Source organism: Novosphingobium sp. ST904, from assembly GCF_001298105.1.
Classification (GTDB): Bacteria; Pseudomonadota; Alphaproteobacteria; order Sphingomonadales; family Sphingomonadaceae; genus Novosphingobium.
Genome location: NZ_LGJH01000135.1, coordinates 31,661 through 58,113, shown reverse-complemented (window position 1 = coordinate 58,113; position 26,453 = coordinate 31,661). Strand labels below are relative to the sequence as shown.

General features: G+C 64.4%; 23 protein-coding genes and 2 pseudogenes. 1 reads left to right on the top strand and 24 read right to left on the bottom strand.

Translation table 11 applies throughout. The annotated features are described in order from the left end of the window. Window positions 1-23: 23 nt before the first annotated feature. The 11 genes and pseudogenes from ADT71_RS09665 to cpaB all read right to left on the bottom strand — a co-directional run bounded on the left by ADT71_RS09665 (window position 24) and on the right by cpaB (window position 10,170). Entirely contained in the window at window positions 24-446 is a 423-nt protein-coding gene (locus ADT71_RS09665) for a hypothetical protein (RefSeq protein WP_231635774.1), read from the bottom strand. A 39-nt stretch (window positions 447-485) separates the two neighbouring features. Then, window positions 486-923, bottom strand: a complete 438-nt coding sequence (locus ADT71_RS09660) for a TadE/TadG family type IV pilus assembly protein (protein WP_054436441.1) — start codon at window positions 921-923, stop codon at window positions 486-488. Between the two features lie 8 nt (window positions 924-931). Beyond that, a complete protein-coding gene (locus ADT71_RS09655; RefSeq protein WP_054436420.1) occupies window positions 932-1,105 on the bottom strand; it encodes a Flp family type IVb pilin in 174 nt (57 codons plus the stop codon). A 74-nt stretch (window positions 1,106-1,179) separates the two neighbouring features. After that, window positions 1,180-2,997 carry a TadG family pilus assembly protein gene (locus ADT71_RS09650; RefSeq protein WP_054436419.1) on the bottom strand — a complete coding sequence of 606 codons (1,818 nt, stop codon included), beginning with the start codon at window positions 2,995-2,997 and terminating at the stop codon, window positions 1,180-1,182. 82 nt (window positions 2,998-3,079) lie between these two features. Continuing rightward, window positions 3,080-3,721, bottom strand: a pseudogene (locus ADT71_RS30230) (tetratricopeptide repeat protein); the annotation flags it as partial. Further along, window positions 3,718-4,614 (bottom strand): type II secretion system F family protein, encoded by an 897-nt coding sequence (locus ADT71_RS09640; RefSeq protein ID WP_054436417.1) that lies wholly within the window; start codon window positions 4,612-4,614, stop codon window positions 3,718-3,720. The pseudogene ADT71_RS30230 and the gene ADT71_RS09640, both read right to left, overlap by 4 nt. Continuing rightward, window positions 4,614-5,516 carry a type II secretion system F family protein gene (locus ADT71_RS09635; RefSeq protein ID WP_054436416.1) on the bottom strand — a complete coding sequence of 301 codons (903 nt, stop codon included), beginning with the start codon at window positions 5,514-5,516 and terminating at the stop codon, window positions 4,614-4,616. The genes ADT71_RS09640 and ADT71_RS09635 overlap by 1 nt, the downstream gene beginning before the upstream one ends. Then, complete coding sequence (locus ADT71_RS09630) at window positions 5,510-6,877, bottom strand: CpaF family protein (RefSeq protein WP_054436415.1); 1,368 nt, start codon at window positions 6,875-6,877, stop codon at window positions 5,510-5,512. Before ADT71_RS09630 ends, ADT71_RS09635 begins: the two co-directional genes overlap by 7 nt. Then, window positions 6,874-8,040: a histidine kinase gene (locus tag ADT71_RS09625; protein ID WP_054436414.1), complete on the bottom strand. Its 1,167-nt coding sequence runs from the start codon at window positions 8,038-8,040 to the stop codon at window positions 6,874-6,876. Before ADT71_RS09625 ends, ADT71_RS09630 begins: the two co-directional genes overlap by 4 nt. A gap of 1 nt (window position 8,041) precedes the next feature. Further along, a complete protein-coding gene (locus ADT71_RS09620) occupies window positions 8,042-9,220 on the bottom strand; it encodes a type II and III secretion system protein family protein (RefSeq protein ID WP_082370258.1) in 1,179 nt (392 codons plus the stop codon). 5 nt (window positions 9,221-9,225) lie between these two features. Further along, the gene (gene cpaB, locus ADT71_RS09615) at window positions 9,226-10,170 is read right to left on the bottom strand and encodes a Flp pilus assembly protein CpaB (protein ID WP_054436413.1); all 945 of its coding nucleotides are present in this window, start codon (window positions 10,168-10,170) and stop codon (window positions 9,226-9,228) included. 652 nt (window positions 10,171-10,822) lie between these two features. On the opposite strand from cpaB, the gene ADT71_RS09610 reads away from it, so the two are divergent. Further along, window positions 10,823-12,127 carry a hypothetical protein gene (locus ADT71_RS09610; RefSeq protein ID WP_231635773.1) on the top strand — a complete coding sequence of 435 codons (1,305 nt, stop codon included), beginning with the start codon at window positions 10,823-10,825 and terminating at the stop codon, window positions 12,125-12,127. On the opposite strand, the gene ADT71_RS09605 is transcribed toward ADT71_RS09610, so the two are convergent. The 13 genes and pseudogenes from ADT71_RS09605 to ADT71_RS09550 all read right to left on the bottom strand — a co-directional run bounded on the left by ADT71_RS09605 (window position 12,107) and on the right by ADT71_RS09550 (window position 26,439). Beyond that, window positions 12,107-13,252: a sensor histidine kinase gene (locus tag ADT71_RS09605; RefSeq protein WP_054436412.1), complete on the bottom strand. Its 1,146-nt coding sequence runs from the start codon at window positions 13,250-13,252 to the stop codon at window positions 12,107-12,109. The two genes, ADT71_RS09610 and ADT71_RS09605, sit on opposite strands and share 21 nt — an antisense overlap. Continuing rightward, the gene (locus tag ADT71_RS09600) at window positions 13,249-13,641 is read right to left on the bottom strand and encodes a response regulator (RefSeq protein ID WP_054436411.1); all 393 of its coding nucleotides are present in this window, start codon (window positions 13,639-13,641) and stop codon (window positions 13,249-13,251) included. Before ADT71_RS09600 ends, ADT71_RS09605 begins: the two co-directional genes overlap by 4 nt. 162 nt (window positions 13,642-13,803) lie before the next feature. Then, window positions 13,804-14,094, bottom strand: coding sequence for a helix-turn-helix domain-containing protein (locus ADT71_RS33435; protein WP_231635772.1), 291 nt, complete (start codon window positions 14,092-14,094; stop codon window positions 13,804-13,806). 125 nt (window positions 14,095-14,219) lie between these two features. Continuing rightward, window positions 14,220-14,498 (bottom strand): annotated as a pseudogene (locus tag ADT71_RS35585) (PilZ domain-containing protein); the annotation flags it as partial. Continuing rightward, the gene (locus ADT71_RS09590) at window positions 14,495-14,707 is read right to left on the bottom strand and encodes a hypothetical protein (protein ID WP_132469603.1); all 213 of its coding nucleotides are present in this window, start codon (window positions 14,705-14,707) and stop codon (window positions 14,495-14,497) included. The pseudogene ADT71_RS35585 and the gene ADT71_RS09590, both read right to left, overlap by 4 nt. Window positions 14,708-14,726: 19 nt before the next feature. Beyond that, window positions 14,727-16,121: an EAL domain-containing protein gene (locus ADT71_RS09585; protein ID WP_156336541.1), complete on the bottom strand. Its 1,395-nt coding sequence runs from the start codon at window positions 16,119-16,121 to the stop codon at window positions 14,727-14,729. Window positions 16,122-16,189: 68 nt separating this feature from the next. Next, window positions 16,190-17,578, bottom strand: a complete 1,389-nt coding sequence (locus tag ADT71_RS09580; RefSeq protein WP_054436407.1) for a hypothetical protein — start codon at window positions 17,576-17,578, stop codon at window positions 16,190-16,192. Between the two features lie 698 nt (window positions 17,579-18,276). Beyond that, entirely contained in the window at window positions 18,277-19,305 is a 1,029-nt protein-coding gene (locus ADT71_RS09575; RefSeq protein ID WP_054436438.1) for a ParB/RepB/Spo0J family partition protein, read from the bottom strand. 138 nt (window positions 19,306-19,443) lie between these two features. Beyond that, window positions 19,444-21,519, bottom strand: coding sequence for an autotransporter domain-containing protein (locus ADT71_RS33430; RefSeq protein WP_231635771.1), 2,076 nt, complete (start codon window positions 21,517-21,519; stop codon window positions 19,444-19,446). Window positions 21,520-21,543: 24 nt separating this feature from the next. After that, window positions 21,544-22,161, bottom strand: coding sequence for a 2OG-Fe(II) oxygenase (locus tag ADT71_RS09565; RefSeq protein WP_231635770.1), 618 nt, complete (start codon window positions 22,159-22,161; stop codon window positions 21,544-21,546). Window positions 22,162-22,197: 36 nt separating this feature from the next. Continuing rightward, window positions 22,198-23,931 carry a ShlB/FhaC/HecB family hemolysin secretion/activation protein gene (locus tag ADT71_RS09560; RefSeq protein ID WP_082370257.1) on the bottom strand — a complete coding sequence of 578 codons (1,734 nt, stop codon included), beginning with the start codon at window positions 23,929-23,931 and terminating at the stop codon, window positions 22,198-22,200. Between the two features lie 496 nt (window positions 23,932-24,427). Further along, window positions 24,428-25,429, bottom strand: coding sequence for a dipeptide epimerase (locus ADT71_RS09555; RefSeq protein WP_347812942.1), 1,002 nt, complete (start codon window positions 25,427-25,429; stop codon window positions 24,428-24,430). Beyond that, window positions 25,429-26,439, bottom strand: coding sequence for a DUF1611 domain-containing protein (locus tag ADT71_RS09550; RefSeq protein ID WP_054436434.1), 1,011 nt, complete (start codon window positions 26,437-26,439; stop codon window positions 25,429-25,431). Before ADT71_RS09550 ends, ADT71_RS09555 begins: the two co-directional genes overlap by 1 nt. Window positions 26,440-26,453 lie beyond the last annotated feature (14 nt).

Sequence of the window (26,453 nt, the reverse complement as noted above, 5' to 3'; positions counted from 1 at the left end):
AATAACCTCGTCTGAGCGGGCCGCTAGGTGCCGGGCAGGACTTGCTGAAGTCCGACGCAGAAGATGGCGATGGCCATGATGGCCGCCGAATCAGGCCGTCGAGCGACGGTCCGGAACTGTTGGACTGCTGCCAGAGCCAGCAGGGTCAGCGCCGTGATCGCAATCACGAAAAGCGCCCCCTCGACGCCCAGCCAGGTTGCCCCCGCCGCCAGCAGCTTGATCTGGCCGCCGGTCAGGATCTGGAGCTGCATTCCGGTGCGCAGCGCAGCCACGCCCGCGGTTACCAGCAGCAGGCACCCCAATCCGGCGGCAACCGACCAGCCGACCGCCGGCAGGCCGCCCCGAGCGCCCGCGAAGGCCAGGCCGCCCAGCGCAATCGCCACATAAAGCAGATCGGAAGGCTTTCGCCCTTCCCACGGCAGGACTACCGCCGGCAGAAGCAGCAATATCAATACTGCTATATTGAAGTATCCCATCCCGCCCATTCAGTATCCCCCGTTCGTCACGATCACGCTTGCCTCCAGATTGGATGATGGCAATGGGATGAAATTCCCATACTTCATGATGGGACTGGCAGCCATGTCATAGCTGACCTTTACCTTGAACACGCCGGTACCATCCGATGCCGCCGTGATCACCGGCGACGAACCTCCGCCAAGAATTTTCCCGTAGCCGTCGATCACTTCTTTGGCCCGTGTCTCTGCAATCGATACACGTTCCTGAGTCGACAATCCCGCAACCGCGGCGCGGGCGCCTTCGGCTGCGGCATGACGCACCCCGATGAGAGCACTGAAGTAGATCGAATAGACGAATATCCCGAAAACCAGGGCGAGCAGCGCCGGAGCGAGGAAAACGAACTCCAGCGCTGCCATGCCCCTGTCGCATTTCAGCAGTCGACGGATCGGATCAGCTGACATGCGCATCATCCTTGTCAGGAGAAATTGTCGATCATCGTCTGGAAGGCGCCGGTAAGGCCGCTTCCGAATGCAGTTCCGATAGAACTGATGGCCCCCACCACAATTGCTCCCAACACTGCATATTCAACAGCCGTAAGGCCGCGTTCATCAGCGATCAGACGCGCAAAAAGCTTACGAATGGTTTTCATGGCTCAATACTCCCCATTTCCTCCGATTAAAATTCCGTAACCGGTGGAGGTATCCGGCTCCGGTCTTAAGAAATCTAGATCAATACGGGCACGCCGCAGCGCGCACCTGTTACCCATACTGTTGCGTGACCGAGCTGGATCCCCAGCGCCGCCAACAGATTGTCGAGCAGCGGATCGACCGTCCCGCCGACCAGTGCGCTGACCGGGGTCACGATGGCGCTGAGAAGCGCGGACCGCACCGCCGCGGTGTTCGCCTCGCAAACAAGCGGAATGCAAAGGCCCAGAAGGTTGACCTGCAGGCCGTCCGGTGCCGAAATGCTGCTGACGAGCGAAGTCAGGAGCGGGCCGACCTGCGATCCGTTGCCGATCGACGCGGAGCGCCCCGGTGCTGCCGGCGTGCCGATAGTGCCTTGCCCGCCGGGTCCGAACACCAGCGCGGCGCTGTTGCCGAGCACCGGCTGCGCGATCGCGCGCGCCTTTACATCGATGATCGGGATGCCCAGCAACGATGAGCTGATGATACTGGCCTGCTTGATGTCGGCCGCGGTCAGCGACGGGATAGGCTTCGTCATCGCATTGGTCGGCGCAGTGCCGATATAGGCATTGACCAGACCGCTCGTCGCATTGACCGTCACCCGGGTGTCGACCTTCTGCTCCGTACTGCCCGCGCAGTTGATCGACGCGACTTCGGCCCGCGCCGCCGCCACATCCAGAATGACGGGAATCTCCGCCGAGAGCAGGTCCTTGACCACGGGCAGCTTCAGGTTGACCAGTTCGATCAGCACCTGCAGCCGCAGCATCGAGGTTCCGGCAACGGTCTCTCCGGCAGGTCCGAAGGAAAAACGGGGGCGGTCCATCGGTCCGGACGCCACCGCCCCGACCCTGACCGTGCTGCCCGGCACCAGCAGGCTCACGGTATCGGAAAGATCGATGGCCCCGGGGCCTGCCTGCGCGGCGAACGAGATGAGCTGGTAGGCATTCATCCCGGCACGCAGCGCCGGCTTCACGTCGGCCTCGCCCACCGGCATGTTCTTCCACACGCCGAGACCGAACAACCCTGCCATCGGAACCTGGTAGCCATTGGTCACTTGCGAGGCGAAGGCTGTCAGCCCGGCCTTGGTCGCGGGATTGGTCGTAGCGCTGGCGGCGGCATTGGCCACGTCCTTCAGTCCGTAGCTGCCTTGCACGAGCTGACCGTAAGTGCCGGTGAAATTGGCGTTCCGGGCGAGGGCATCGAAGAACAGCCCGGCATCGACATCGCCGTTCATCATGCCTTCGATATCGGCGGTCGAAAGGCGAAGCTTGATGCCGAGCAACGCGCCGAGCAGGTCGTTGACGAGATTGACCAGGGAATTGGTGACGGTGAGAAGACCTGAGGTGATCCCGACGCCCGCCTCGTCCACCCGTGCCGCCGAAGCGGTAGCTCCCAGGTCGGGTATGGGGCTGGCATCGCCCAGAACCCCGGTGAGATAGCGGCGGGCGGATTTTCCGGTGGTCACACGAACGGCATTGGCAAGACCGTTTCCGGGGCAGCGGGCCATCGTGGCATCGAAACGCTGCTCGCTCGACAGGCCGGAATCCGCGCAATAACGGCCCAGTTGCACGGACTTGAGAACCGACGCATCGTAACCGTTGCGAACGAGATAGTCCCGCGCACGGCTTTCGGCCTGAAGCGGGTTCATCGCAGCCGCCAGCGCTGCCGCCTCGGTAGCGGCGCGTAGGTCCCGGTTGCCGAGATAATAGAGCCCCACATCCAGCGCGAGCCCCGCCGCGCCAACCAGCGACACGCCCAGAACCGCCACCATAGGCCCGATCACGCCGCCTTGATCGCCGCGCAGTTCCCGCAAAGGGCGCAGGCGGCGCGATCGCAGCGATGCAGCAAGGCGGCCCATCGTCACGGCTCCCGCGAAGCGTGGCAGGAGGCGCCAGCATCAGCGCCGCCTGTTCGGCAATCTGCTGACGCAGCCTGGCCTTTTCCGTGGCATCGCGAACCTTCGACAACAGCGCGTCGGCTTCGCCCCGCCGACCGGCGACCGTCAGCGCGAGAGCAAGGTTGTTACGGACCACCTCGTTCCGGGGCGCCAGGTCATAAGCGCCCTTGAGGGCCTCAATCGCTTCGCCGGGCTGCCCCTGCCGCAACAGCGCATAGCCCAGCGCATTGCTGGTGAGCGGATTAGCGGGGCTCGCCCTCAACGCCGCGCGATACTCGGCGATGGCTTCCGGCCAGCGTTCCTGCGCAGCCAGGACATGCCCCCGGATCTCGATCGCCTCGGCGCTGCGATCCGTCGCAGGGATCAGCGCGAGGGCAGTTTGCGCTTGCCCCATCTGGCCAAGGTCAAGGAGGCAGTTGACCCGCAGGATGCGCGCTTCGCGGTCTCCGGGATACTGGCGATCGAAATCGTCGAGGAATGCGAGGGCGGCGCGCTGCCGGCCATCCTTGCGGGCCTGCTGGATAAGCACGAGGTAAAGCGACCGGGTTGATCCGCCCTGATCGAGATCGAGCGCCTCCGCCGCCTTCGCAGGCGCGATCGGCGAATGCGCGGGCAAGCCTCCCACGGCGAGCACCGTCAGGCCGCCTGTCGCGGCGAGATACCTGTAAATGTGTCGGATCGTCATGAGGAAGCCCCCCCAAGAGTATCGAGAATGGCGGCAACCGGCGGTCCCGCCAGCACGATGAACAGCGCCGGCATGAAGAACACGAGCATCAGGATTACCATGCGCACCGTGATCGAGCCGATGGCTTCGCGGGCGCGAGCGACCCGGCGCTGCGAGAATTCGCGGATGAATTCGCGCAGCGAAGGCACCAGCTCCATGCCGTGGAACAGCGATTGGCGGAACACCGTGGCCAGTTCGCGTGCGCCGTTTACCGCCACGCGCGAGGCCCAGCGATCGAACGCCAGCTGGTAATCCTGACCGCGATCGAGATCCTCGACCAGCATGGCCACCAGCCGGGCGTGATTGGGAACCGCAACCCGTTCCTCGCGGGCTATGCCGCGGAAGCACTGGTCCAGCGAGACGCCGCTTTCCAGCATCATCAACATCAGGTCGAGCAGGAAGGGGAATTCAGCCGTCAGTATCCGCTCACGCGTAGCCGCGCGCATCTGCAGCACGTACTTGGCGCCGATGTAGGTCAGTCCCGCGAGGGCCAGCGTCGGAAACAGCGGACGGAGCGGGTTGCCGTTGATGACGAAGCAAGTTGCCATGCTGGCAAGGGCAACGCCGCCCGCCGCGGAAAGCCGCAGCCAGGCAAAGGTCTCCAGCGCATTGGCTTCGAAGTAGCCGGCCTTGCGCAGCTTCTGTTCGATTTCGCTGCGGTCGCGCCCGCGCACGGTGAACATGCGCGGCAAGGGAAACGGCAACTTGCCCGTCATGCCCGTGGCAGCGCCCGAGGCACCGTCGATGCGGGCGCGCAGGCGGTTGTCTGCGTTCAGCAGGCGCACTCCGGCCAGCACCATCAGCAGACTGCCAAGGGCCAGGCCGAAAAGCAGGAAGGAGGCCAGCGACTGCATCAGAATTCGAGCCTCAGCATGCGGCGGATAATCAGCACGCCCACCGCTTCCAGCCCCAGCGCGACGAGCGAAAGCGATTGCCCGCGCGGGTCCTTGATGAAGAACTCGAGATAGGAGGGGTTCATCAGCACCAACCCCACCGTTGCCAGAAGCGGCATGGCGATCAGCACGCGCGAGCTGACTTTCGCCTCCGAGGTTGCCGCGACGAGCTCGCGCCGGATGCGCAGCCTTTCGCGCAGGATATGCGAAAGGTTGCCGAACACCGCGCCGATCGAACCGCCGTAGCGCAGGTTCGTGCGGATGGCGGCCGCAATCATCGAGACTTCCGGCACCTGGATGCGGTCGGCAAGCTGCTGCATCGTCTCGGCTACCGGCGCGCCCATTTCCAGCCGCCGCGCAGCCGTGTCGAAATAGGAGCGGACGACCGGAGATGCATCCGCCAGGGCGCGTGCCAGTGCCTGTGACAGCGAATTGCCCACCGCCTGAAGCTGACGCACACCGTCGAGATAGAGCGGCAGGGCTTCGGTAAGCGCCTCCACGCGCTTGCGGGCGCGCTCGCGAAGCCATGACAGGCCCGCCATCGGCAGTCCAAGCAGCAGGGCCAGTGCAGCGACCGGTCCGGCCAGCACCAGCACGAGGAAGACCAGCGCGAGGCCGATGACGGCGAGCAGTCGTACCGTCTGCACCGTGATTTCGAGCTGGGCCTGCGCCATGAGCGGAGCGATCCGCTCTGGCACCGATATGGCGGTGACAGAACGCACCGGCGCGGCTTCGGGACCGGCCATCGCGGCAAGACGGCGATCGATGGCGGACAGGCCCTTGGCGCGTTCGCCGGTAAGGTAGAACGCGATCAGGCCCACGATCAGGAAGGCAAGGATAAGATAGGCCCCGCCGCTCACCATGCCGCGGCCACTCCATTGGCGACGCGGGCCTTGGTCAGGCTCGGCATCGGATAGTCCTTGAGCCGCGCGGCATGATAGGGCCGGGGCGACAGCGTCTGGAACGTCCCTTCCCCGGACATCGGCGGCTGCTCATCGAAACGGAAGAGTTCGTTGAGCGTGAAGGCATCACCTTCCACGCCGGTCACCTCGGTCACCGAAGTCACACGGCGGACGCCGCTGCTCAGGCGCTGGATATTGACGATCACATGGACGCTGTTGGCCACGAAACGGCGCACTGCCCGGATGTCGCTTTGCTGCCCCGCGAAGCCCAGCAGCATTTCAAGTCGCGAAAGCGCGTCGCGCGGGGAATTGCCGTGCAGGGTCGCCATCGAACCGTCATGCCCGGTCGACATGGCCTGAAGCATCTCCACGGCTTCCACGCCGCGCACCTCGCCAAGGATGATCCGGTCGGGCCTCATGCGCAGCGCGTTGCGGACGAGATCGCGGGAACTGACCTCGCGGCTGCCATCGACATTGGGAGGACGGGTTTCCAGCCGGACGACGTGGTCCTGGCAGAGCTGCAGCTCGGCCGCGTCCTCGATCGTGACGAGCCGCTCATGATTGCCGATGCAACTGGAGAGCACGTTGAGCAGCGTGGACTTGCCGGCACCGGTGCCCCCGCAGATCAAGACATTGAGGCGCGAGCGCACCGCGCTGGTGAGGTAAGTCGCCATCGGCGCGCTCATCACTCCGCTGGCGACGCAATCGTCGAGGGTCAGCGCCTGAAGGCGGAACTTGCGGATCGATACCAGCGGCCCGTCGAGCGCGATGGGCGGAATGACGATGTTGACGCGAGAACCGTCAGCCAGGCGCGCGTCGCAGAACGGTGTCGCCTCGTCCACGCGCCGCCCGATCGGACCGACAATGCGCTGGATGATGTTCATTAGATGCGCGTCGTCGCGAAAACGCGTTTCCACCCGCGACAAGAGACCGCCGCGCTCGGCGTAGATGGTATTGGCGCCGTTGACTATGATGTCGTCGATCGTGTTGTCCCGCAGCAACGGTGCAAGCGGACCCAGGCCGACGACTTCGTCTTCCACGTCCTCGATCAGCAGCAGCCGCTCGGCGCTGTTGAGCGCAAGCTGCCCGCGCCGGCTGCGGCTGTTGATGACCTGTTCGATCTCGTGCCTAAGGGTGCGCTGGTCGAGCGATTCCGCGGTGACGCCCTGGGTTTCCAGCTGTTCGATCACCTGCTGGCAAGTGAGCGCCTTGACCGCCTGGTAACTGTCGCTCATCCGCTGCGCGGACGGCTGTGTCACCGCAGACTTGCGGCGGCCGGCCGAAAGCCCTTCGTGCAGTTCCTCATTGGTGAGAAGGCTCATGCGGTGCGCTCCACCGAGCGCAGGATCGCGCGGCGCATCCGGTCGATGCTGCCCTTGCCGCTCTTCACGGGCGCGGCGATGTTGCAGGCCCGGCGAACCGCCTGGATGTACGGTCCGCTTTCCCGGTCGAACATCAGGGGACGCCCGGCATTGAGCGCGTTCGCAGTCCGGATCCGGTCGGTCGGCACGCCCATGAGCGCCTCGATACCCAGCGCGTCGGCCATCCGGCGACCATCGAGCAGGATGCGCGGTTCATAGTCCCATACCATAAGCCGCGTGCGCGATCCGCTGGCAGTGTCGAGCGACACCTTGTCCATGAGGCGACGGCACGCTTCCAGTTCACGGATCGACTGGCTGCAGACGATCTCGATCGCCTGAGCCTGCGACGCCAGTTCGCGCAGCAATCCGCCATGGCGCAGGCTTCCGGCACAGACCACCACCTGAACGAAATTCGCGCGAAGCAGCTGGATCAGGCCGACGACATCATTGGGACCGATGCCCACCGGCTCGCTGCCGGTGCCACCATCGAAGGTGATGAGCGAAAGCCCGCTCGCCTCATGGCGCGCCAGTGCGTCGGCCAGCAGGCTGGTGTCCATCCGGTCGAGATCGGCGACGGCGGAGGCAAGGCCATAATCGACCTTGAGATCGAGATAGGCTTCGGCCGTACTGGAAGGCAGGGTAAAATCGACAAGCAGGGTCGGGGTTTGGTTGAGGCTGAACGCCAGGGCCATGTCGGTGGCCAGCATCGCGGTTGCCTCGCGATCGTTACCCAGAACCATGGTCAGGCGGCCCAGCCGGCCCTGCGTGGCCAGCGCACTGTTGAGCACGCGCGTCAGGATTTCGGAGATTTCGGTGCCGCTCGCGCTGCGCGGAAGCACGTCTGCCGCGCCGGCCCGGATCGCCTGCAGCACTTGCCCGGCGTACATATCCTCCGTGGCCACAACCACGGCGCGTCCGGGCGCGGCCTGTGCCACTTCCCCGATCGACGAGGCCAGCGAACGCTCCGCCGGCACCGAGGCGTGATCGATCACGACGATGCCCGGCCCATCGACATCGCCCTGGTCGAGCGACTGCACGATCTCGACCGAGACATGCTCGCCCATCGCTTCGGCAATGCGCTGCGCCAGAGTGCGGTCTACCGAGAGAAGGTGGATTTTCGGCATGTCAGGGCCTCACAACGCCAAAGGCGGCAACGGCTTTCTCCACCCCGTCATTACCGACGATCATGTCGCCGATGCCGGGATCGAGTTTACGGGTGGCATTCGTCAGCAGCGGTGGAACCGCATCGGGCTCGACCAGGCGCGGCGTGGCCACGATGATCAGCTCCTGCCGTTCCTTCTGGTTCTGCTGGCGCTTGAAGAAGGCGCCGAGCACCGGAATATCGCCGAGGAAAGGCACCTTGTCCTTGGTCACCGCGCTATTGCTATAGTTGAGGCCAGCAATCACGAAGCTCTGGCCGCTGCCCAGTTCCACGGTCGTCTCTGCCGAGCGGCGACGAATTCCGGGAACCACGTAGCCCTGAAGCTGGACACCGTTGTTGTAGTCCAGTTCGCTGACTTCGGGAGAAAGCTTGAGCACGATATGCTCGGGCGAGAGAACATAAGGCGTCACGGACAGGCGAACGCCGAATTCCTTGTACTGGATCGAGATCGTATTGCCGGTGCCGCCGGTGTTCTGCGGCACCGGGACGGGAAACTCGCCGCCGGCCAGGAAGCTGGCCTGCTCGCCCGAACGCACCAGCAGCGTCGGCTGCGCGAGCAACTGCGACAGCCCGTTGGAAGACAGCGCGCTGAGGATCGCCCCGATCCCGTGATTGCGGGCAGAGAGGAACAGGTTGAAGGCGCTCTGGATCGGCGCCGAACTGTCGATAGACAGGCCATCGTTACCGAAGCTGGCACTGTTGAGGCTGCTAGGCGAAATGACCGCGCCCTGCAGATCTCCGGCCAGCTTCGAGAAACTGAACCCCAGCGCCTTGAGCGTGGAACTGGACACGGCTGCGAACTGGACGTCCACCGCAACGACCTTCTCGCCCGGACGATAGTTCGCGTTCTGCGCCGACATTCCCGGCGCGCCGACCCGCACGTTTCGCTCGCCCAGCACGGTGCCGTCCTGCGCGAAGACGGTCAGGAGCGCATCCCCGGTCGCCAACGCCTTGATCCGCAGCGACTGCGCCGTAGGCGCCGAAATGCCGATCACGTTTTCGCGGCTGACTTCCACCCGGCCGATTGCCTTGGGGAAGGACAGGGTGCGTTGATCGTCGACTTGCAGGCTCTCCTGTTCCTGCGCATGCGCGAAGGCCGGGGCCAGCGTCGACGCGCAGGCCAGCAGGCAGGAGGCAATCATGGCTTTCAACGCGATCCACTCCCCGAATAGATGACTTGGCTATTTCCTCCGACCACCAGTTCGATGGGTTGCGACCCGGAGGGCTGGCTTGTTTTAGGGCGGGATGCGGGCCGGGCTGCCGGGCGCGGCCTTGGCGCCTGGACCTGCATCGGACGCGGCGCGGCATAGGCGGGCGCGGTCCTGGGAATGGACATCGAGGCAGCCTGCGCCACCGCGACTTCCACATTGTCCTCAGGGTTGCGCAGTGACAGGTAGAGCGCGCCCGTGCTCTTCGCGAGCGAAAGCTCGGAAACCTGCTCGGGCGAAAGTGCCAGGGTTACCGTGCGTGCCGGAGGCGGCTCGGCGCTCACCGCGCCTTCGACAGCGCCGGCCGGCTGGGCGCCGACGACAGCCTCGCCCACGGCCAGCACGGGAACCCGCTGCAGGAGCGTGCGCGCGCGGCTGACGCCATTTGCCCGCGCGCCGCTCAGGGCATCCTCGCCCGGATAGACCACCTGCACGTCCACCCGATCACCTGGCCGGACCAGTCCGGCCACGGCGATTTCCGCCGTCGTGTCGATACTGATGGCGCGCATGCCGATCGGCACCCGGATCGCGAGCTTGGTTTCCTGCGCGATGGCCGTGCGCGGGATCAGCGAATTGCCCTGGATGTCCCGTGTCGCCACTTTTCCGATGATCTCGGCAGGTGTTACAGCGGTGGGGAACTTCGCCGGATCGGACTTCGCATTGCGGATCATGTCGGCGGTGATCGTCTCACCCGTCCTGATGTCACGCGTGGTGGCGGCAAGCACTGCAAGCGCCGGTTCCGGCTTGCCCGAAGGGACCCGTGCGGCGGCATCCGCCACCGGCTTCGCAGCCCGGCCGAGCTCACGCACGCCAAGAAAAGCGAAGCTGCAAGCAGCAATCAGGCCGACGCCGATTGTGAGCTTCGCTTTCGAACCAAGGCGCATGCCAAATTCCCCCTATCCCTTGCGCTTACGCAAACCGGATCGACTGCCCCGACGATCCGATGTGGAGATTTCTACGTCGATGAACGGACGCAATCGCCGTCTTGCGTATGGATGATAGCGGTTCTCGGAATTCATCCGATATGGAGAAATAGCCGATGCGAGGGGAATCGTCGCAAGTCGATTGTCCGGCTCAACTTGAGGACAACGCGCTTCCTTGTCTTGCTCGAGCAAATTGCGCGGCAATCCAGCAGTTCAACTCGTCGCAGATGGAACTGCAACCCAAGCGAACATGTTCGGATCGGTTCTTTCCCGTGTTCCGAATTGCAGCATTGAGGGCGAAAATGGATGCAGATGCAATGGCAATTTAGGCATTCAACCAGCCTGTTGCGAATTCGCACACTTATGCACACCTGGCGATTTGAGGCGTGAAGTGCGATTTTTCAGGGGATTAACATTTTGTAATCGCCTTTTCGGCGACATGATGAAAATGACCGTTAGCCGATTTACTTACGACCTAACGTGAATTTATTTTCTCTTTCCTTCGCAGTTGCGAGATGCAAGGACATTCCGCAATCTTCAGGTCGACCGGGGGCAGCCCACATCGACCATCCTTGTTCCGGAGACCCAGCGTCCGCCGGGGGGCAGATCGAACATGGACCTTTCTAGTAACAACGTCGTCGAATTCGTGCCCGCCGCGTCTCCCGCGGAGGCGCCTCGGCCCGACCTCGCTTCAGAACAGGCCCCGGACGACGGCCGCCGCAATGCACGCGCTTCCAGCCTGGGAACGCGGCTTCGCGCCTGGGAGGATGGAACCCGCTTCTATCCCGCCGCAATCGCAGTCTGCGCCTTGTGCCTGGGTTTCACCTCGGCCTTCGCTCCGGCTGCCGGCCTGATCGGCGCGGCGGCCGCCGGCGCCCTGTTCGTTCTGCACAAGACCCTGAAGGCGCTGATAATTTCGGGCATTCTCGCAGTCACCTTGCTGTTCATGCCCGAAGCCCGGACCTCCCCCGCTTACTGGACCCTGCTGATCCTCATCGCTTCGGCTGCGTTCGTTTCGCGCGGTCTGGTTCCGGTCCTTCTGCGCGCCCCGCGCTGGAGCTGGGTGGTCGCGCTGCTTCTGGCAACCGCTAGCTTCTGCGGCCTTCTCCTGATGAGCGGCCCGATGGCGACAGCGGCGATCCTCATCGGTTCGCTGTGCGCGGCGTTCCTCGGCGCCGGGCTGGCGCGGCATCTCGCAATGGTGGACGCGCGCCTGCTGGCCTGGGGAGAAGACGGTCTGGTCCCCGTCACGCGCGACCTGCTCCTGGGCCGCATCACCAGTGGAATGCTGCATGACCTTGCCCAGCCGCTCAACGTCATCTCGATGGCGAACGGCAACATGCGCTACATCGTCGAGCAGCTCGACATCGATGCGGAAAGCCGCAAGCAGCTGCTGGACCGCGTAAGCCGGGTTTCCTCTCACACGGAAGTGGCGGCCTTCATCCTGGGTCTTTTCCGCTGGTTCGGCCGCAACGGTGACAAGGACGTGACCGGGCTCAACGTGCGCAGCGCGCTCGACAGGGCGATCGCGGCCACCAAGTCGAACGTGCGCCACCACGGCGTTACCGTCGAACTGCATGGAAACGCGCTGGACCATCTCGTTCCGGAACATCACGGCGCTCTGGAAATGATGGCGGTGGCGGCACTGCTCAGCGCTTTCGGCGGCTTCATCGGCCCGAAAAACGAGAAGCAGAAGGGCAAGGTCCTGCTGCGCGCAACGATCACGCCCGCCCATGTCGTGATTACCGTCCAGTGCATCGACGGGGACGACAAGCCGGCTCCGGGCCGCAAGATAGACCACGCCACGCTCTGGCTGGTAGAGCAGGTCGCGATCGAGGCAGGAGGCGATTTCCGCTCGCTCCTGCGCCGGAATCAGCCAACCCGCTTCGTCATCAGGCTAGGCCGCGACGACATCTGACGATGCCATTCCCTTCGACAGCGGCAGGCTGATTTCCACTCGCGCACCCTCTGCCCCCGCGCTTTCGGCACTTGTGCCTTCACCATTGCCCGAAACCAGCCGGATCGCGCCATGCGCGCGTTCGAGAATCTGCCTGCAGATATGAAGACCCAGTCCGGTGCCTTCGTGCGCCTTGGTGGTGAAGAACGGTTCGAACGCCACTTGCGCAAGATCGGGCGGAAGGCCCGCTCCATTATCCGCGATCATGCAGCGGATCTGTCCGGCCTCGACTTCCAGAGCGATCGTGATGGTGCCCTGCCCATCCCAACCCTGCTCCCGGCGCGACTGTATGCTGTCCGCCGCATTGCGCAGGACATTGACAAAGACCTGTTCCAGCTCCACCCGGTCGAGATCGACGCAGGCGACAAGGCCGCGGCTGTCCAGCTCGACCCGGATGCCGATGCGATCGAACAGCGCCTCGAGAAACTCGACGGAATGGCGCGCGGCATCCATGACATCCGCGCTGCCGGGCAGGACATCCTCGTCCCGCGTGTCGGAAAGGGTGCGCTTGATGATGGTCTGGGCACGCTGCACCTGCGCCGCGATACGCGCCGCCGCCATGTGCAGGCGCGAGCGCGTGGTATCAGCGCGGTCCAGCATAAGGCGCAGGCTTTCGTTCGCCATGGAGATGGTGAACAGCGGCTGCCGCAATTCATGCGCTAGCGTGAGAGCCCGCTCGCCCAGGTCTGCAAGCCGCGCCTTTTCGGCAATCGCATGATGCAGGTGGCGCGGTTCGCGCATGTTCAGCAGTACCGCGCTGGACCAATGGGTTCCGCCCAGATTCTCGCGCAGGAGGAGCGTGAGGCTGCCGCTTCCGCCCGGGCCGACGCGCAAGTCGGTGACAACGTCGGAATGCCCGGCGAGCGCAGCAAGACGGCGGATATCCTCGGGATGCACGAGAAGACCTTCCGGCTGCTCTCCCGCGCGCGCGCGTTCGCTTCGGAAGAAAATCGTGGTCGCGGCGGAATCGAGACGCAGATCGCTGACCACGGTCAGCCCGACATGCGTCTTCAGTTCATGGACAATCCCCCGCAAGGCGTCGCGCTCGGCGCGCAGCGCCGCCAGATCCGGGTCGTGAAGGTTCACGCCGGCGCCTCGCTTGCCAGCAGCTTGCGGATCATCCGGATCAGTTCCTGCGGCTGGACCGGCTTCGTCAAGATCATGTAGCACGAGGTGCCGGACACCATCTCGGGCCGCATCTGGTCCCCGGTAATGAAAAGATATTCGAAATGCCGGGTGCGAAGCTCGGGGTGTTCGCGAACCCGCGAAACGATGTCGAGGCCGGATTCCCGGTCGAGCCGCAAATCGCAAGCGATCACGCTGATTTCAGGGCTCCGCTCCAGAACCGTAACCGCTTCGCCGAGATTGGACGCACCCATGCCGGGAATGCCGTGAAGCGACATCAGCGTAAGCAATTCCTCGACGATCGCCGAGAAATCATCGAGGACAAGTACCCTGGCCTGCGCGTCGTGCATCCGATCTCGATCCTCCCCGTGACGACGTGGCGTGTAGCACCAGCCGCCACTGGTCCCCTACCCATCCTATAACTACGCTCCATTATCAATAAATGAACGAGCCAAAGACCAGCTTTTCATGAGGATAACCTGTGGAGCATTGCTCCGCGCTCACCAATGGTCTTAAAACTCGATCACGATGCGTACCTTTGACGGTGCGACGTTGAAATGCGCCGCAATCTGGTCGCGATACTGCGTCATGACGAACGCCAGGTCGTCTTTGCGGGGCAGGCCTTCGAGTTCGTCGATGGACGTGCCCAGCGCACTGGCAATCACTTTCATGCGGCCATCCTGCGGCCTCGCCCGACCATGCTCCCATGCCCAGACCGTCGGCTTGCTGACGCCGATCCGCTCGGCCAGAGCGCCCTGGCTGAAGCCGTTCTGCTTGCGCAGACGCCGCAGGCGGCGTGCCAACGATTCCTGGCCGCCAGCACCATCGGCGTCGCCTTCCTCCTCCTGGGCTGGCGCAGGAGCCGGCTCACTTGCCGACACGACGGCGCGGCGCGAAGCCGGGCCGCACCGAGGACAGCCGCGGATATCGGCGTTTCGAACCGGCAGCCGAAGAAATTGTCGCTGCGCCATACGACCCTTGCCGGGACCCCCGGGGCCATCGGCAAGTCGATCTCGATCGGATCGTCCACCTCCAGTTCGACATCCCCCTCCACGAGAAGGCCGCCTTGCGAGAGATTGTGCACATATACTTCGGCCGAATGCCCATCAGCGATCACCTGCGTGTCCAGCAGGAGGCTGAACCGGGGCGGGCTGGAGCAATCCGCCCGATCGAGCCGGGCCGGCAGCGTGTGATGACCCAGGTTCATGCGCAGCTTCGCATCGTCGGCGCGACAAGACGGGGACGGCGCTCCAAACTGGGGCGTTCCACCACGGGCCCGGAAGGACCGCGCTCTCCATCGAGGGAATCGATTGCGCCGGACACCAGTGCTCCGGTCACGAATGTTTCGCACTCGTCGAGCATCTCGAGTGCGATGCACAGGAGATCGCGTGCACGCTGGACCTTGTCGTTCGTCATCGCAGCTTCCTTTCGTTTGTCATGGTCCGTCCGGAGCACCGGCACGGAAAGTCGTGTGGGCCGGTTCAGAACACCGGGCTCTGTCTCGCCGGCCGGTCGAAAAGGGCGCCGGGGAAAACGGGGTCGGCGTGGGAAGCACAGGCGCGAAGACGGCGGCCCGGGAACCCGGCCCTGCCGCGAGCCCTTCGCGCCGCTGGGAAGGCCGGTTGCGCGGGATTCCGGCCCGCCCCTGACGGGCGCCGGCAAGCCATTCGGCGCCCTCCTCCACCGCGAGCCTGATCTGGGCTGGCGTTTCCGCGCCACTGAGGATGACAGTGCTGCAGAGCGTTTTCGCCTCGCCGATCAGGTGCCCGATCCGCGCGCGATTCCGGTCCGAGAGCGTGGCGGTGCGCAGGAAGGCGCTATCCAGCTTGACCGCATCCGGCCGCAGGACGGCCAGTTGCCGGGTCGCAGCATGACCACCGCCGAAGCCTGAGATCGCAAAGCGCACGCCCAGCTCTCGAAGTGTATTCAGGAACGTGAGCGTATCGGGCCAGAACCGGCAACCGGCCGATTCATGGAACTCGAGCGTGAGCCGGGCGGCGTCGGCAGGCCTGTGCTCAATCCGATCGAGAAACTCGGTCCACGCGGCATCGGGGCCGCCAAGCGCGAAGGACAGGCTCTGCGGAGAGATGGCTATCGACAGCGCAGCACGCGGATCGGATTCCAGTTCCTCGAGAACCCTGAGAGCCAGAGCGCGATCGAGAAGATGGACGAACCCCAGCCGCTCGAGAGCGGCATAGGCGGCGGAACAATCCACCTGCTCGCCCTGCGGGCCGGAGACGCGCAGCAAAGCTTCGTGCTGCAGGACCAGATCGGGATCGCGGGAGTGGAAAACCGGCCGCCATGCGAAGAACGTTTCCCCGCCGGAAAACTGGTCTATGAACCGTACCGCGCGCGTCATGTCGTCTCGGTAGCGCGCCTGTCCCTGCACCGTGGAAGGCATCGGCCCGGCACCGGGCGAACAGGCGGCCTCGAGGCGTTTCCGGGCAGCCAGGCAGGCTTCCGAACGATCTTCCGGAAGCATTCCCGGCACCGGATCGCTGTATCCGACAGATACCGACAGCAATATCCGGTTGCCGCCATGCTGCACAGGCGACAGGCACAATGCCCTGCATAATGCATCGACCTGCGTGCTGACGAAATCCGCATCCAGCAAGGCCGCATGGGCGAGCACGGTGATCTCGTCGCCATCGATCCCGCATATCCGCGCGGGGTTGAGGCTCGCCGCGATCCCCTCCTCAAGATGCGCGACAGCGGCCGTCACGGCATCCCCGCCATAGACAGAGGCGATGGCCCGCGCGTTGTCGAGGCGGACGATCAGAAGGTAATTGCTGCAACGATTGGGCGGGCTGATCTTGTCGAGGTCGATCATCTTGGCGCGATCCGAAGGGGTTGTGGCGGGGAGGCCCGCGCAGGCCGCAGCCTGCACGGGCCGGCCAATCAGTTGCCGGAACCGCCGAGCAGTCCGCCCAGCAGCGAACCGGAGCCGGACGTGCTTCCGGTAAGACCGCCCACCAGCGAGGTGACGACACCCGTAACCGGCGCGAGGACAGCCCCTGAACCACTTCCGCCTCCCGTGAGCCCTCCTGTGAGGCCGCCGGTCAGGCCATCGACCAGCCCTGTCACCGGCGCCAGCACCGCGCCGGTCCCGGTCGAACCATTCCCGAGGCCTCCGACGAGCCCGCCGACGAGCCCTGTCACCGGCTCAAGTAGCGATCCCGCACCTGCTCCGGTCCCCAGGTTGCCGGTGATAGACCCAAGCGATCCATTGACAGTGGCGAGCAACGGCGACGTCACGGCATCGACAGTGGCCGTTACCGGCGCGATCACGGGTGCCACACCTGTCGTCACCTGATCCACGATCCCGCCGGCCTGCTCGCCGAGCAGGGCGCCAGCCAGATTGCCGACCGGCGCCAGCCCGGCGGCCACGCCTTCGCTGGTGGTCGGCAGCGTGACTGCGAGGACGTTGCCGTCAGCAAGCACATCGGCCGTGACCAGTTGCCCCGAAGTAAGGCCTGGATTGTCGGAAAGGACATTGAGGCCGACAAGCGTATCGTTCGTGCTCGGCCCGGACACCACGTTGTTGCCGAGGTCCAGCCCCAGCAGCGGCCCATCGTAAGTGCGCGCGGGATCGTTGCTGCCCCCGCCCAGGCCGCCCGTCAGCCCATCGACGAGGCCGCCGAGCTGGCCGGTGACCGGAGCCAGTATCCCGGTCTCGCCGGTGAGCGGCGACAGGGCGCCATTGACGGTATCCAGCAGGGGCGAGGTGATGCCGTTCACGGTGGACGTCACCGTCGCAACGGTGGGCGCCAGGCCATTCGTCACCTGCGTCACCGTACCGCCAACCTGATCGCCCAGAAGAGCGCCCGTCAACGAACCCAGCGGCGCGAGAGCCTGCTGCGTCTGCGCGGTCGTGGTGGGCAGAGTGACCTGCACAACCTTTCCGTCTCCCGTCAGCACGTCGACCACGAGGCCGCTGCCATTCGAGGTAGCCGTGCCCGGCGCCACGTTCACATCGATCAGCGTTCCCGCACCGCTTGGCCCGAGCAGATCGGTGCCACCGACGCCGACCCCGGCAAGCGGACCGGTGAAGGTTGTGGGACCGGTTGGTTCGGTAGGGCCGGTAGGGCCGGTCGGACCTGTGGGGCCGGTGGGGCCGGTGGGGCCAGTCGGGCTGGTAGGTCCAGTCGGACCGGACGGTGATCCTCCACCGCCGGCGCCAACCCTGAAGCCGACTCCATCGGCACAGGCACCCAACAGCAGAAGCGGAATTGCAGTCGCACAAAGCAGGACATGCCTTGTGGAACGGCGCGGTTGTTGACGCGGCATCTCGATTAACCTCCATGGAAATTGCCCACTGCGCCGAAGCCTAAGCGCATCATGGAGGGCTCCTCTCGCCGAGAAGGAACCGCGCAGAACCTGCTGTCCCTGGCCCGGAACCAGTCCCGCTTCGGGAATGCGCGATATGCCTTTCGCCCCACGCAAATTACTGACTTTGGGATATAATCCCGCGAAAATGCCAGCCTTTCGCTGGATTGAAGCTCGCAAATGGCCGCGCAGCGCACGCAATCCGCGCTTATGCCTGGATTTGGCAATCAAGCCGGAGTGAGTGTTGTTAGGGCGGCACAGCCGGTGCTTTACGCCTGAACCGGGGCATCAGACCGCAGCACACGAGGCCCCGGCTTCAGAGTCGGAATACCACCTCTGCTGCCGGGAGATATGCGACCGTCATCACCCGCCCGTAGCCGCCTCGCTCCGCCAAACCCCGCTCCCGAAACCGGGCGAAAAATCGGTTGGTCCGGTAATCCTGGGGATGGCGACGACAACAAGCCCGCCGCTCGCACGCAGCGCATGGCGGCAAAACCGGCGGAGAACCGGTCGCTCTCCGAAAATACGGTAGAACAGTGCATCACGCGCAAGGCGAGCGCGCGATAGCTGACAGACGCGCAATTCCCGCGTCTTCAGGCGCCAAGCCCGAAAAGCGCCGCGAAAGCGGCAGACACTTCTCAGCTAGGTCGTAAACTAGATCATGAGAATCCGTCGTCGCCGATATCGGCATCGGCCGGCAACTGTCTGCGACTATCGATCAGCGCGACCCGCAGGGCCCGTAGCAAGGCATCGATATCGGTATCCTCGCTGACAATCAGATCGACGGAAACACCCTCGCGTGCGGGTTTGATCCTGCCTACCCGTGCGTCTCCCACGATCAGGGGGGTGTCGTTCCCCTTTCGCGCATCGCCTTCCTTGCCTGCCTCCTTGAGGCGGCTCAACACCGTCGCGGCCGGAATCATACGCTCCCCGGAGGCCGCGAGACGCTGTTGTTCCTCACCGATCTGCCGCGCGGTTACGAGAACGCGCTGGCATTGCTCCGGGCGGCGCAGAAGCGGCGTCAGAACTTCGGAATGGCGAACGCGCAATTCATCGCGTGTGGCGAAAGCATTTACGACATCGTCCGGCATCTGCGCCAACGCAAGCAACCTGCTGAGCTGGCTGTTCGACAGGTTGAGCGCTTCGGCCATCCGCGACTGCACACCGCCATAAAAGCGATCGACCGCATTCTGGTAGCTGCGAGCGCGATCCAGTTCGGTGATATCCTCGCGTTCGCGATTTTCGATATCCGCGAGGCGGAACGCCTCCTCGTCGGTGAGATCCACGATGAGCGCGGTCAACCGGATTTCCGGTCGCCCATTGTGATTGAGCCAGTCAACCGAGAAGCGCCTCCGGCTACCCACCAGCAACTGATAGGGATGATCAGAACCGGGAGGATTGTGCCTTACCAGCACGGGAATCCGGTTCCCATCCTCCTGCGCGATGGATTCGATAAGCGAACGGCAGCTTTCAGCCGACAGTCCTGGCACGTCGCGCGGATTTCCATCCCAGACGCTGCAATCGGCAGGGCGGATCGAGATCGCCGTCCGCGCCCGTCCGCCGCCCTGCACGAACCCGGCCAGTCTCTGGTCGAGCCGCGATAACGCTTCGCCGTCAACGCCAGGCCCTTCGGAAGGATGGGGTTCGTAAGAGAGCGTCGTAAGAATGTCTCGTACAAAACCGGCCATCAAGCCCTCCATCATTTCCCGACCCGAACCGCCTTCATATCGGGCTCCTGCGCCCGAGCCGCGTTAAACTATGTTCGTATCGGCGGCTTTCCCGCAGCGTTACAGTCAGTTCGAACGATGTTTTGCGGCACGTTTCGCCTAGAAGCGGCGACTGGCGGTAATCGCAAAGGCATGGACGCGGCGGTCCTTCGCAAGTTCTCCGTTGTAGGAAAGACGAAGCGCGGTCCGGTCGCCGTGAACTGCGGTCAGCCCTGCGCCGACAATGGCGGCATTGCGCGCATAGCGACCGGCGGGCAGCGTGAAGATCGGGGTGCCTCCGTCAAGGAAGATCGCCTCGATCCGGCTGTCGGGATGCGAACGCAGTTCACGCTGCCATTGCGCCTCGACCATCGGCCGGATCGCCCATGAACCTTTCTTGACCGTCGCCGTCGTGCGCAAGCCGAGAGATCCGCGCAGCGATTCCGTCTTGTATCTTGCGACACCCAGCGCGGCGGTGCCGCCGTGCTCCGCAAACCCGCTGACGTCGGCGTATCGATACTGCAATCCGGCGAACGGTTGCGCCCGAAGGGCGCCGACTTGCAGAATTCCGCCTGCTTCGACCGTACCTGCGGCGTTATCGCCATCTGCACGGGCCTGAAGCTGATCCGTGAACCCGGTCCAGGACACCTGCCGCCGCAGCTTGTAGTAGCTCCGGTTGTATCCGGCAGTGGCATCGACGTAGAACTTGCCGTTCGTATAGCTGGCATAGGGCCCGATGTTCACGTTGAACTGGGTGATACGCGGTTGCTGGCTGCGGTCGAGATTGGCATCGAGACCGTCGATACCCAGCGTCGCGCCCAGGATCATGCCCTCGACCGGCGCGATATCGACGCCGGCGCGGATCGACCGGCTGTCCGAATTTGCAGAAGGACGATCGGTGCGGGCCTCATACTTGCCCTGCTTGAGGCCGTAGCTGAGCATGAAGGTGATCGTCTTGTCGCCGCTGCTCGGCACATCGGGCCCGGCATCAAGCGCCATTTCACGGCGCTGGACCAGATAGCCCCGGATCTCCCGGTCCGTCGCGTCCATCGACTGGATGGCGAGACGCGGCAGCAGCCGATAATTACGCGGGCTCAGCTGGTTCAGCGCGGCCGCGCGCTGCGAGGCATCCGGCAGATCGTCGATCGAATCCAGCATCGGCCCATAAGTGCTGGTCGCGGGATTGGCGATCGCATCCAGTGCCCCCGCCACCGCCGCTTCGCCCGGCGTCGTCGCGTCGGGACCATAAGGAGCGGCAAGGGCTGGAGACGCGAGGCCGATCGCTGCCACCGACACCGCGCAAGCCGCTGCGGCGAAACGCGCCGATAGCTGAATTCCCATGACGGACGATGTGCGCTGCAAGTTGAACTCCCTGGTATCTTGTGAATTGTGTTCGGCCCTTAGGGGACCACGCCGGCGGCCCGTTCGCCAGCCGAATTGAGTTCGGATCGAGGGCTTTGGGCAGCGGCGCCCCGCGATGACGGCGAAGCTGAATTTGCGGATGAAACCCGGATTTTCGAGGCGTTTATCCGCCAGCCCGTGATGCGCGATGCCTGCTGAGCATGGACTTGCGTAATTTACAGCCCCTTTGCCGACAGCCCCGCGCAGCTTCCGGCAGCGGCGGGGTTTCGAGGGCGTTTCGGCTGCAATTCCCCCGCCCGAGGCCCCCCTATGCCGCCGCGAGGCACGCATTGCCAGCAGCCGGCCGAGGTCGCCGGCCATGGCAACGAAAGTACCCGCGACGATCGCCAAGCCATAAGGCAGGTTGTCGGTTCGGATGCGCCAGAACACCAGGTTCAGGAGCTTCAGGGAAATGCCCAACATCCCCCCGATCACGGCGACGGCGAGCGCCATCGTCCCGACTTTCGCCATTCCAACCCAAAGCACCATGGCCAGGATAAGCTTCACGTCACCGCCGCCGATCAGTCGCAATGCAAATGCGAGCGCCAAGGGCAACGTCAGGGCCAGTGAAATCGCCAGTTGCCCGCCAAGGCTCAACATTCCAGACCAGCCCGAAATGCCGAACCAGTACGGAACCGCGCATAGAGCAACGGCGACGCAAACGAGATTGGGAATTCGGCGATATGCCAGATCCATGCAGATCGCAGCGCCGCTCAGCAGGAGCAGTGCGGCCACTGCCGCCAGGCAGACAAGAGGATGCGCCGGAGCCGAAGCGGCGAGAGCGGGAATGTTCATCGCAAAGCGCCAGCCAAAGCCCGTTCAGCGCCAGTTCGGCCCTTCGATCCATGTCACAAGGCTGCGCCGCTTTCCTTCGACCACCGGCAGGACCCGGTGCTGGAGAAACGAAGGAAAGATCAGCAGGCTGCCCCGCGGGGCGAACTGGCCCCCCGGATTGGGGATGCCGAAGAATTCGAATTGCCCGCCTTTGTACTCCTCCGGCGACGACATTTGGACAACTACGGAAAGCTTCCTGGCGTAAGGGCGGGGCGATTCAAGCCATACGTCCTGATGCCAATCGTAATGCCCTTTGTTTGTCGCCCGGTATTCAGTGAACTGAAGTTCGTACGGCGCTTCGATCTCGACGCCGAAGTTGGTGCGGTTCGAAGGGCGAACGAAATCCATGATGCGCGAAACGATGTCCTTCTCGCGCGAAACATCGAGCCAGCGGACACTCGACGTCCGATATCCAAGATCGCTGCGAAGCGAGTTCGTGAACCCTATGGTAGCGTCCTGCTCTCCGTAATTTTCGGCGCGCTTGGCGATCGCGTCGCATTCCGCTGTAGTGAGTGCGCTTGGCCAGACTTCCCAGACGTTTTTCATCGTCTTCTCTATCCCTTTGATTGAATCGATACCGCGGATAGAAAAGCCGGCGCCCATGGGACGCCGGCTTTTGCGTACACGCAAAAGCGCAATTCAGACTGTTCGACTGACGCTGAAGAAGAAGCGCGCTTTTTTGCTGTAATACTCATATGGAGACTTGACAGGAACCGCAACTTGTGCGCTCGCCGTCCACCCCTTGATCGGCGTGATTCTCACCCCTCCGCCCGCCGTCGCGAGCGTGACGTTCTCGGAGGCGAGGGCGTAAGCCGGCCTCGCATAGCTGTGCGCCAAGGCGGCATCCGTATAGGCGAAGACGGTGAGCCCCCGTGCGCTGGCAGCCGGCTTCCCAGCCACCCGCCAGTTCACTTCAAGCCCGCCTGCTGCGGCCTTGTCCGCTGTGATGATGCCGACACGGTAGGCCATACCCGCCCCGTCACCGCCGAGAGAGAAACGTTCCGTGGTCGGCAATTTGTCTCGCGTATACTGCCCGCGCACGGTCGCCCTGACGGAGATCGTCTTGCTCAGTTCCTTCACCGCGGTGATCTGAACGTTCGCCTTGCGGAATCCGGCTTCGGAATAGCCTTCGATCGGCCGCGCGCCGAGCCCGTCGAGCCCCTGGCTGAGGCTCGTCGAAATTGCATAGCCGCCGGTCTTGTCGATCGACGACCATACCGTACCGAGACGAACCGCGCGCGTCTTGAAACCGCCGAACGTCGTGTCGAGGAAATAGTTGTTGCTGTTGGTGCCGTCCAACGAAAGGCTCAACGAGAGATTGCGGCGATAGGAGCGGATCAGGGGGTGCGAAATCGCGATCCCCGCCTGCTTCGCTTCGCCCACAATATCGAGGTCCTTGGTCTTGGTGCGGACATAGGCACCGCTCACCCCCAGCGTCGTTCCGTTCGAGCCGATCGGCGTGGCATGGCTGACCGAGTAGAACTGATAGCGCTCCGGGTTGAAGGGTACGTTGCCGGAAAGCCGGGTGGTGTCCCCTTCGCGAAGCACCCCGTTGACGCTGACGCCGACCTGCGACTGGACGCCGGTGGTGACGTTGACGACACCCGCATTGTTGACGTTCAGCGTCACGTCGATCTGCTTGCGTTCAACCTTGAGGTCGAGCGCGAGCTCGCCGGGTCGGGCCGTGGGCTTGAGGCTCGCCTGGACCGTCTGCCCGGGAATGTCGCGCAGCAGCGAGATGGTGCGTTCGATGCTCGACTTGTGGGTCGGCGTTTCACGCATCAGGCGCTTTACTTGTGCGTCGATCAGCCGGGTCGGCGTGCTCTTGGTCTTGCCGTCCAGCGCGTACTCGGTGATCCGTCCTTCAAGCACGCGAATGGTGATGACGCCGCCCGTGGGCACCTGGGGCGGAACGGTCACGGCGTAGAAGGCAATGTCGCTCTGCGCGTAAGTCGCGCTGATGACATTGGCGATCTTCTGAAGATTGTCCTGATTGAGCGGCGCGCCGATGAAGACGGCAACGGCCTTGTCGAGCGTGGCCCTCGGCAGTGTCGAACCTTCATAGCGCAGTGCGTTGAGCATCACGCCGGGGCCTCTGGAAGGGGTGTTCGACGTGCCGGCCACGACGGGTGGCTGTGCCTGCGGAACCTGGGTCGGCGCCGGCACGCGGGGCACGTTCGGATCCTGCCGGTCGATGCGGTCGCGGTCGATCGTGGGTGACTGGGGAACGGGAACCAGGATTTGCGCCTGGGCCGACTGGCAGGGTGCCGACTGCAAAAGCAGCCCTGCCAGCAGGAGGCCCAGGCGCCGGGACAAACGCTTGTCCTGCGGCACGATGCGCGAGCGGTGGGGTAGGAATGCCAGAACCGTCATTTTCGCGTCATTGCCTAAGGTTCGTGTTTCCAGATGCGGAAAGTGGTGCGTGGGGGGGCTTTTGCTGAAAGATGAAGGACATGGACTCGCCCGGCATCCCGAACTGGAGCCGGGGCGGCTCCATCGGGCGGCAATTGCCTGCACCAGCCTGCTTGCAGGGCGAGGCAGCCGCATGAAGGAATGCGCAAGAGAGGTGTCAGGCGCCGGGAAAGCCTTTCGGGGATAAGAAACCGGTAACCATGGCGGGATGCGGCCTACAGGCGGCGGACGCGATGAGCCGTCGCGGTCACTACCGACTAATAATATGATTTATAATGATTTTTATCCGGAACATCGGTCTGGTCTGGCGCGTGCGCAAGGGGCGGAACGCGAGAGCTTCCGGCACGCAAAAGGCATGACACGTCCCGAATGGGGATCACCGCGAGCCAAGACGCGCGCAAGGCTCCCAAAGCGAAATACAGGTCGGAACGACTTCAATCGAAGCGACGACAGGCGCTTACCAACCCCATCCCAGACCGCTTGGGGCACGGAGCAGCCCCTCCTCCAGTACGCTCCCGCCCGGATGGTCGGCTGCCAGCCAGAGCGGTCCATCGAGATCGACGAAACGGCTGCGCGCGGCGAGATGCCATGCCGGGGCGACCGACAGAGAGGAGCACAGCATGCACCCCGTCATCAGCCCCATTCCCGCTGCCTGCGCCGCCTCGGCCAGAGCCAGCGCACCGGTCAGTCCACCCGATTTGTCGAGCTTGATGGTCACATAATCGTAGCGGGAGGCAAGCCACTCCACCTCGGCCGCGACATGCGCGGATTCGTCTGCGGAAAGGGGAACGGGAGAGGCGAAGCCTTCCAGCGGTTCATCCGCGCCAGCCGGCAAGGGCTGTTCCAGCAGTTCGACACGTGCGGCGGCCAGCGCCGGCAGAACGCGTTCGAGCAAGGCCATGTCCCAGCTTTCATTGGCATCGGCAATGAGCTGGGCCAGCGGTGCGGCCTCACGCACAGCCTGAACGCGGTCGATGATATCATCGGCGTCCAGCTTGATCTTCAGCAGCGGCGCAGGACCATCCGCCTCTTTCGCGCCGGCAAGGAAGCGGGCCCGCGCCGCCATGCCTTCGGGCCTGTCGATACCCACGGTGATGGCCGTCACGATCCCGCCGGGCAGAGGGCCAAGACGGTCGGCAACGGCGACCCCAGACAGTTTCGCCTCAAGATCCCAGAGCGCACAGTCCACGGCGTTTAGCGCGGCGCCGGGCGCCATGACGGAGAGCAGTCCCTGCCGGTCCAGCCCCGCTTCGATGGCGGGCCTGATGGCCTGCACTTGCGCCAGCACGGATTGCGCCTCCTCGCCGTAGCGGGCGGAGGGGGCGCCCTCCCCTCGCCCGATCTTTCCGTCCTGCCCGATCGACACGGTCACAAGGTCGATGGCCTCCCGCGTGCCCCGTGCGATGGCGAAAGGCTGCGCAAGACGGTGCCGATCGGCGCGGGCGGAAAGGCGGCGCATCACGCCCAGCTACCGGCCGCGATCCGATCGACCAGCGCGTCCATCCCGGTCACCAGCGGATCGACGCAGGGCAAGCCGAGATCGTCCTCGATCCGGGCGCGAAAATCGGCGGCATCCTCCGGCGCAAGACCGGACCCGTTGATCGATACGCCAACCGCCTCCACCGAGGGACTGGTAAGGCGGGCACAGCGCAGGTTCTCTTCGAGGCAGGCCTTGAGATCAGGTACCGGCATATGCGGCAACCCGCGAATGTGCGGACGCGCGGCTTCGTGGCACAGGACCAGCGCCTGCGGCTGCGCGCCGTGAAGCAGCCCGAGCGACACGCCCGCGAAGGAGGGATTGAACAGAGACCCCTGCCCTTCGATCACATCCCACACGGTATCCTCGCGGGCAGGCGAAAGCGCCTCGGCCGCACCGGAAATGAAGTCGGCGATAACGCAGTCGATCGCCACGCCTTCGCCCGCGATCAGGATTCCGGTCTGGCCGGTCGCACGGAAGCGGGCGGGAAGGCCGCGCGCGTTCATCGCCGCCACGAGGTGGAGCGAGGTGTACATCTTGCCCACCGCACAATCGGTTCCCACGGTAAGCAGGCGCCGTCCGGACCGCCGTGCACCGTTGCCGACCTTGAGCCCGGCCGGGGCGGCGCGGACATCGATAAGCCTGCGGCCGAGCGCTGCCGCGCGCTCGCGCACCCGGGCGTCTTCTCCAAGGTGCTGATGCAGGCCCGATACCACGTCGAGCCCGGCATCGAGCGCAGCGAGAATATGCGGGATCATCGCCTCCTCAAGCCGGCCGCCGCTCGTGGCGATCCCCAGAACCAGCGCCCGCGCACCTGACGCCGCCGCTTGCTCCACCGTCATGCACGGCAGCCCCAGCGAAAGCGGGCCATCCGGCTCACGCAGTTCCCCGATGCAGTCCTGCGGACGGAACGCGGCCAACCCGCGCGAGGTCTTCACATCGAGAGGGTTACGCTTGTCGCCTATATAGAGAAGAAAGGGGCCGTAGATCATGTTAACGCCATCCA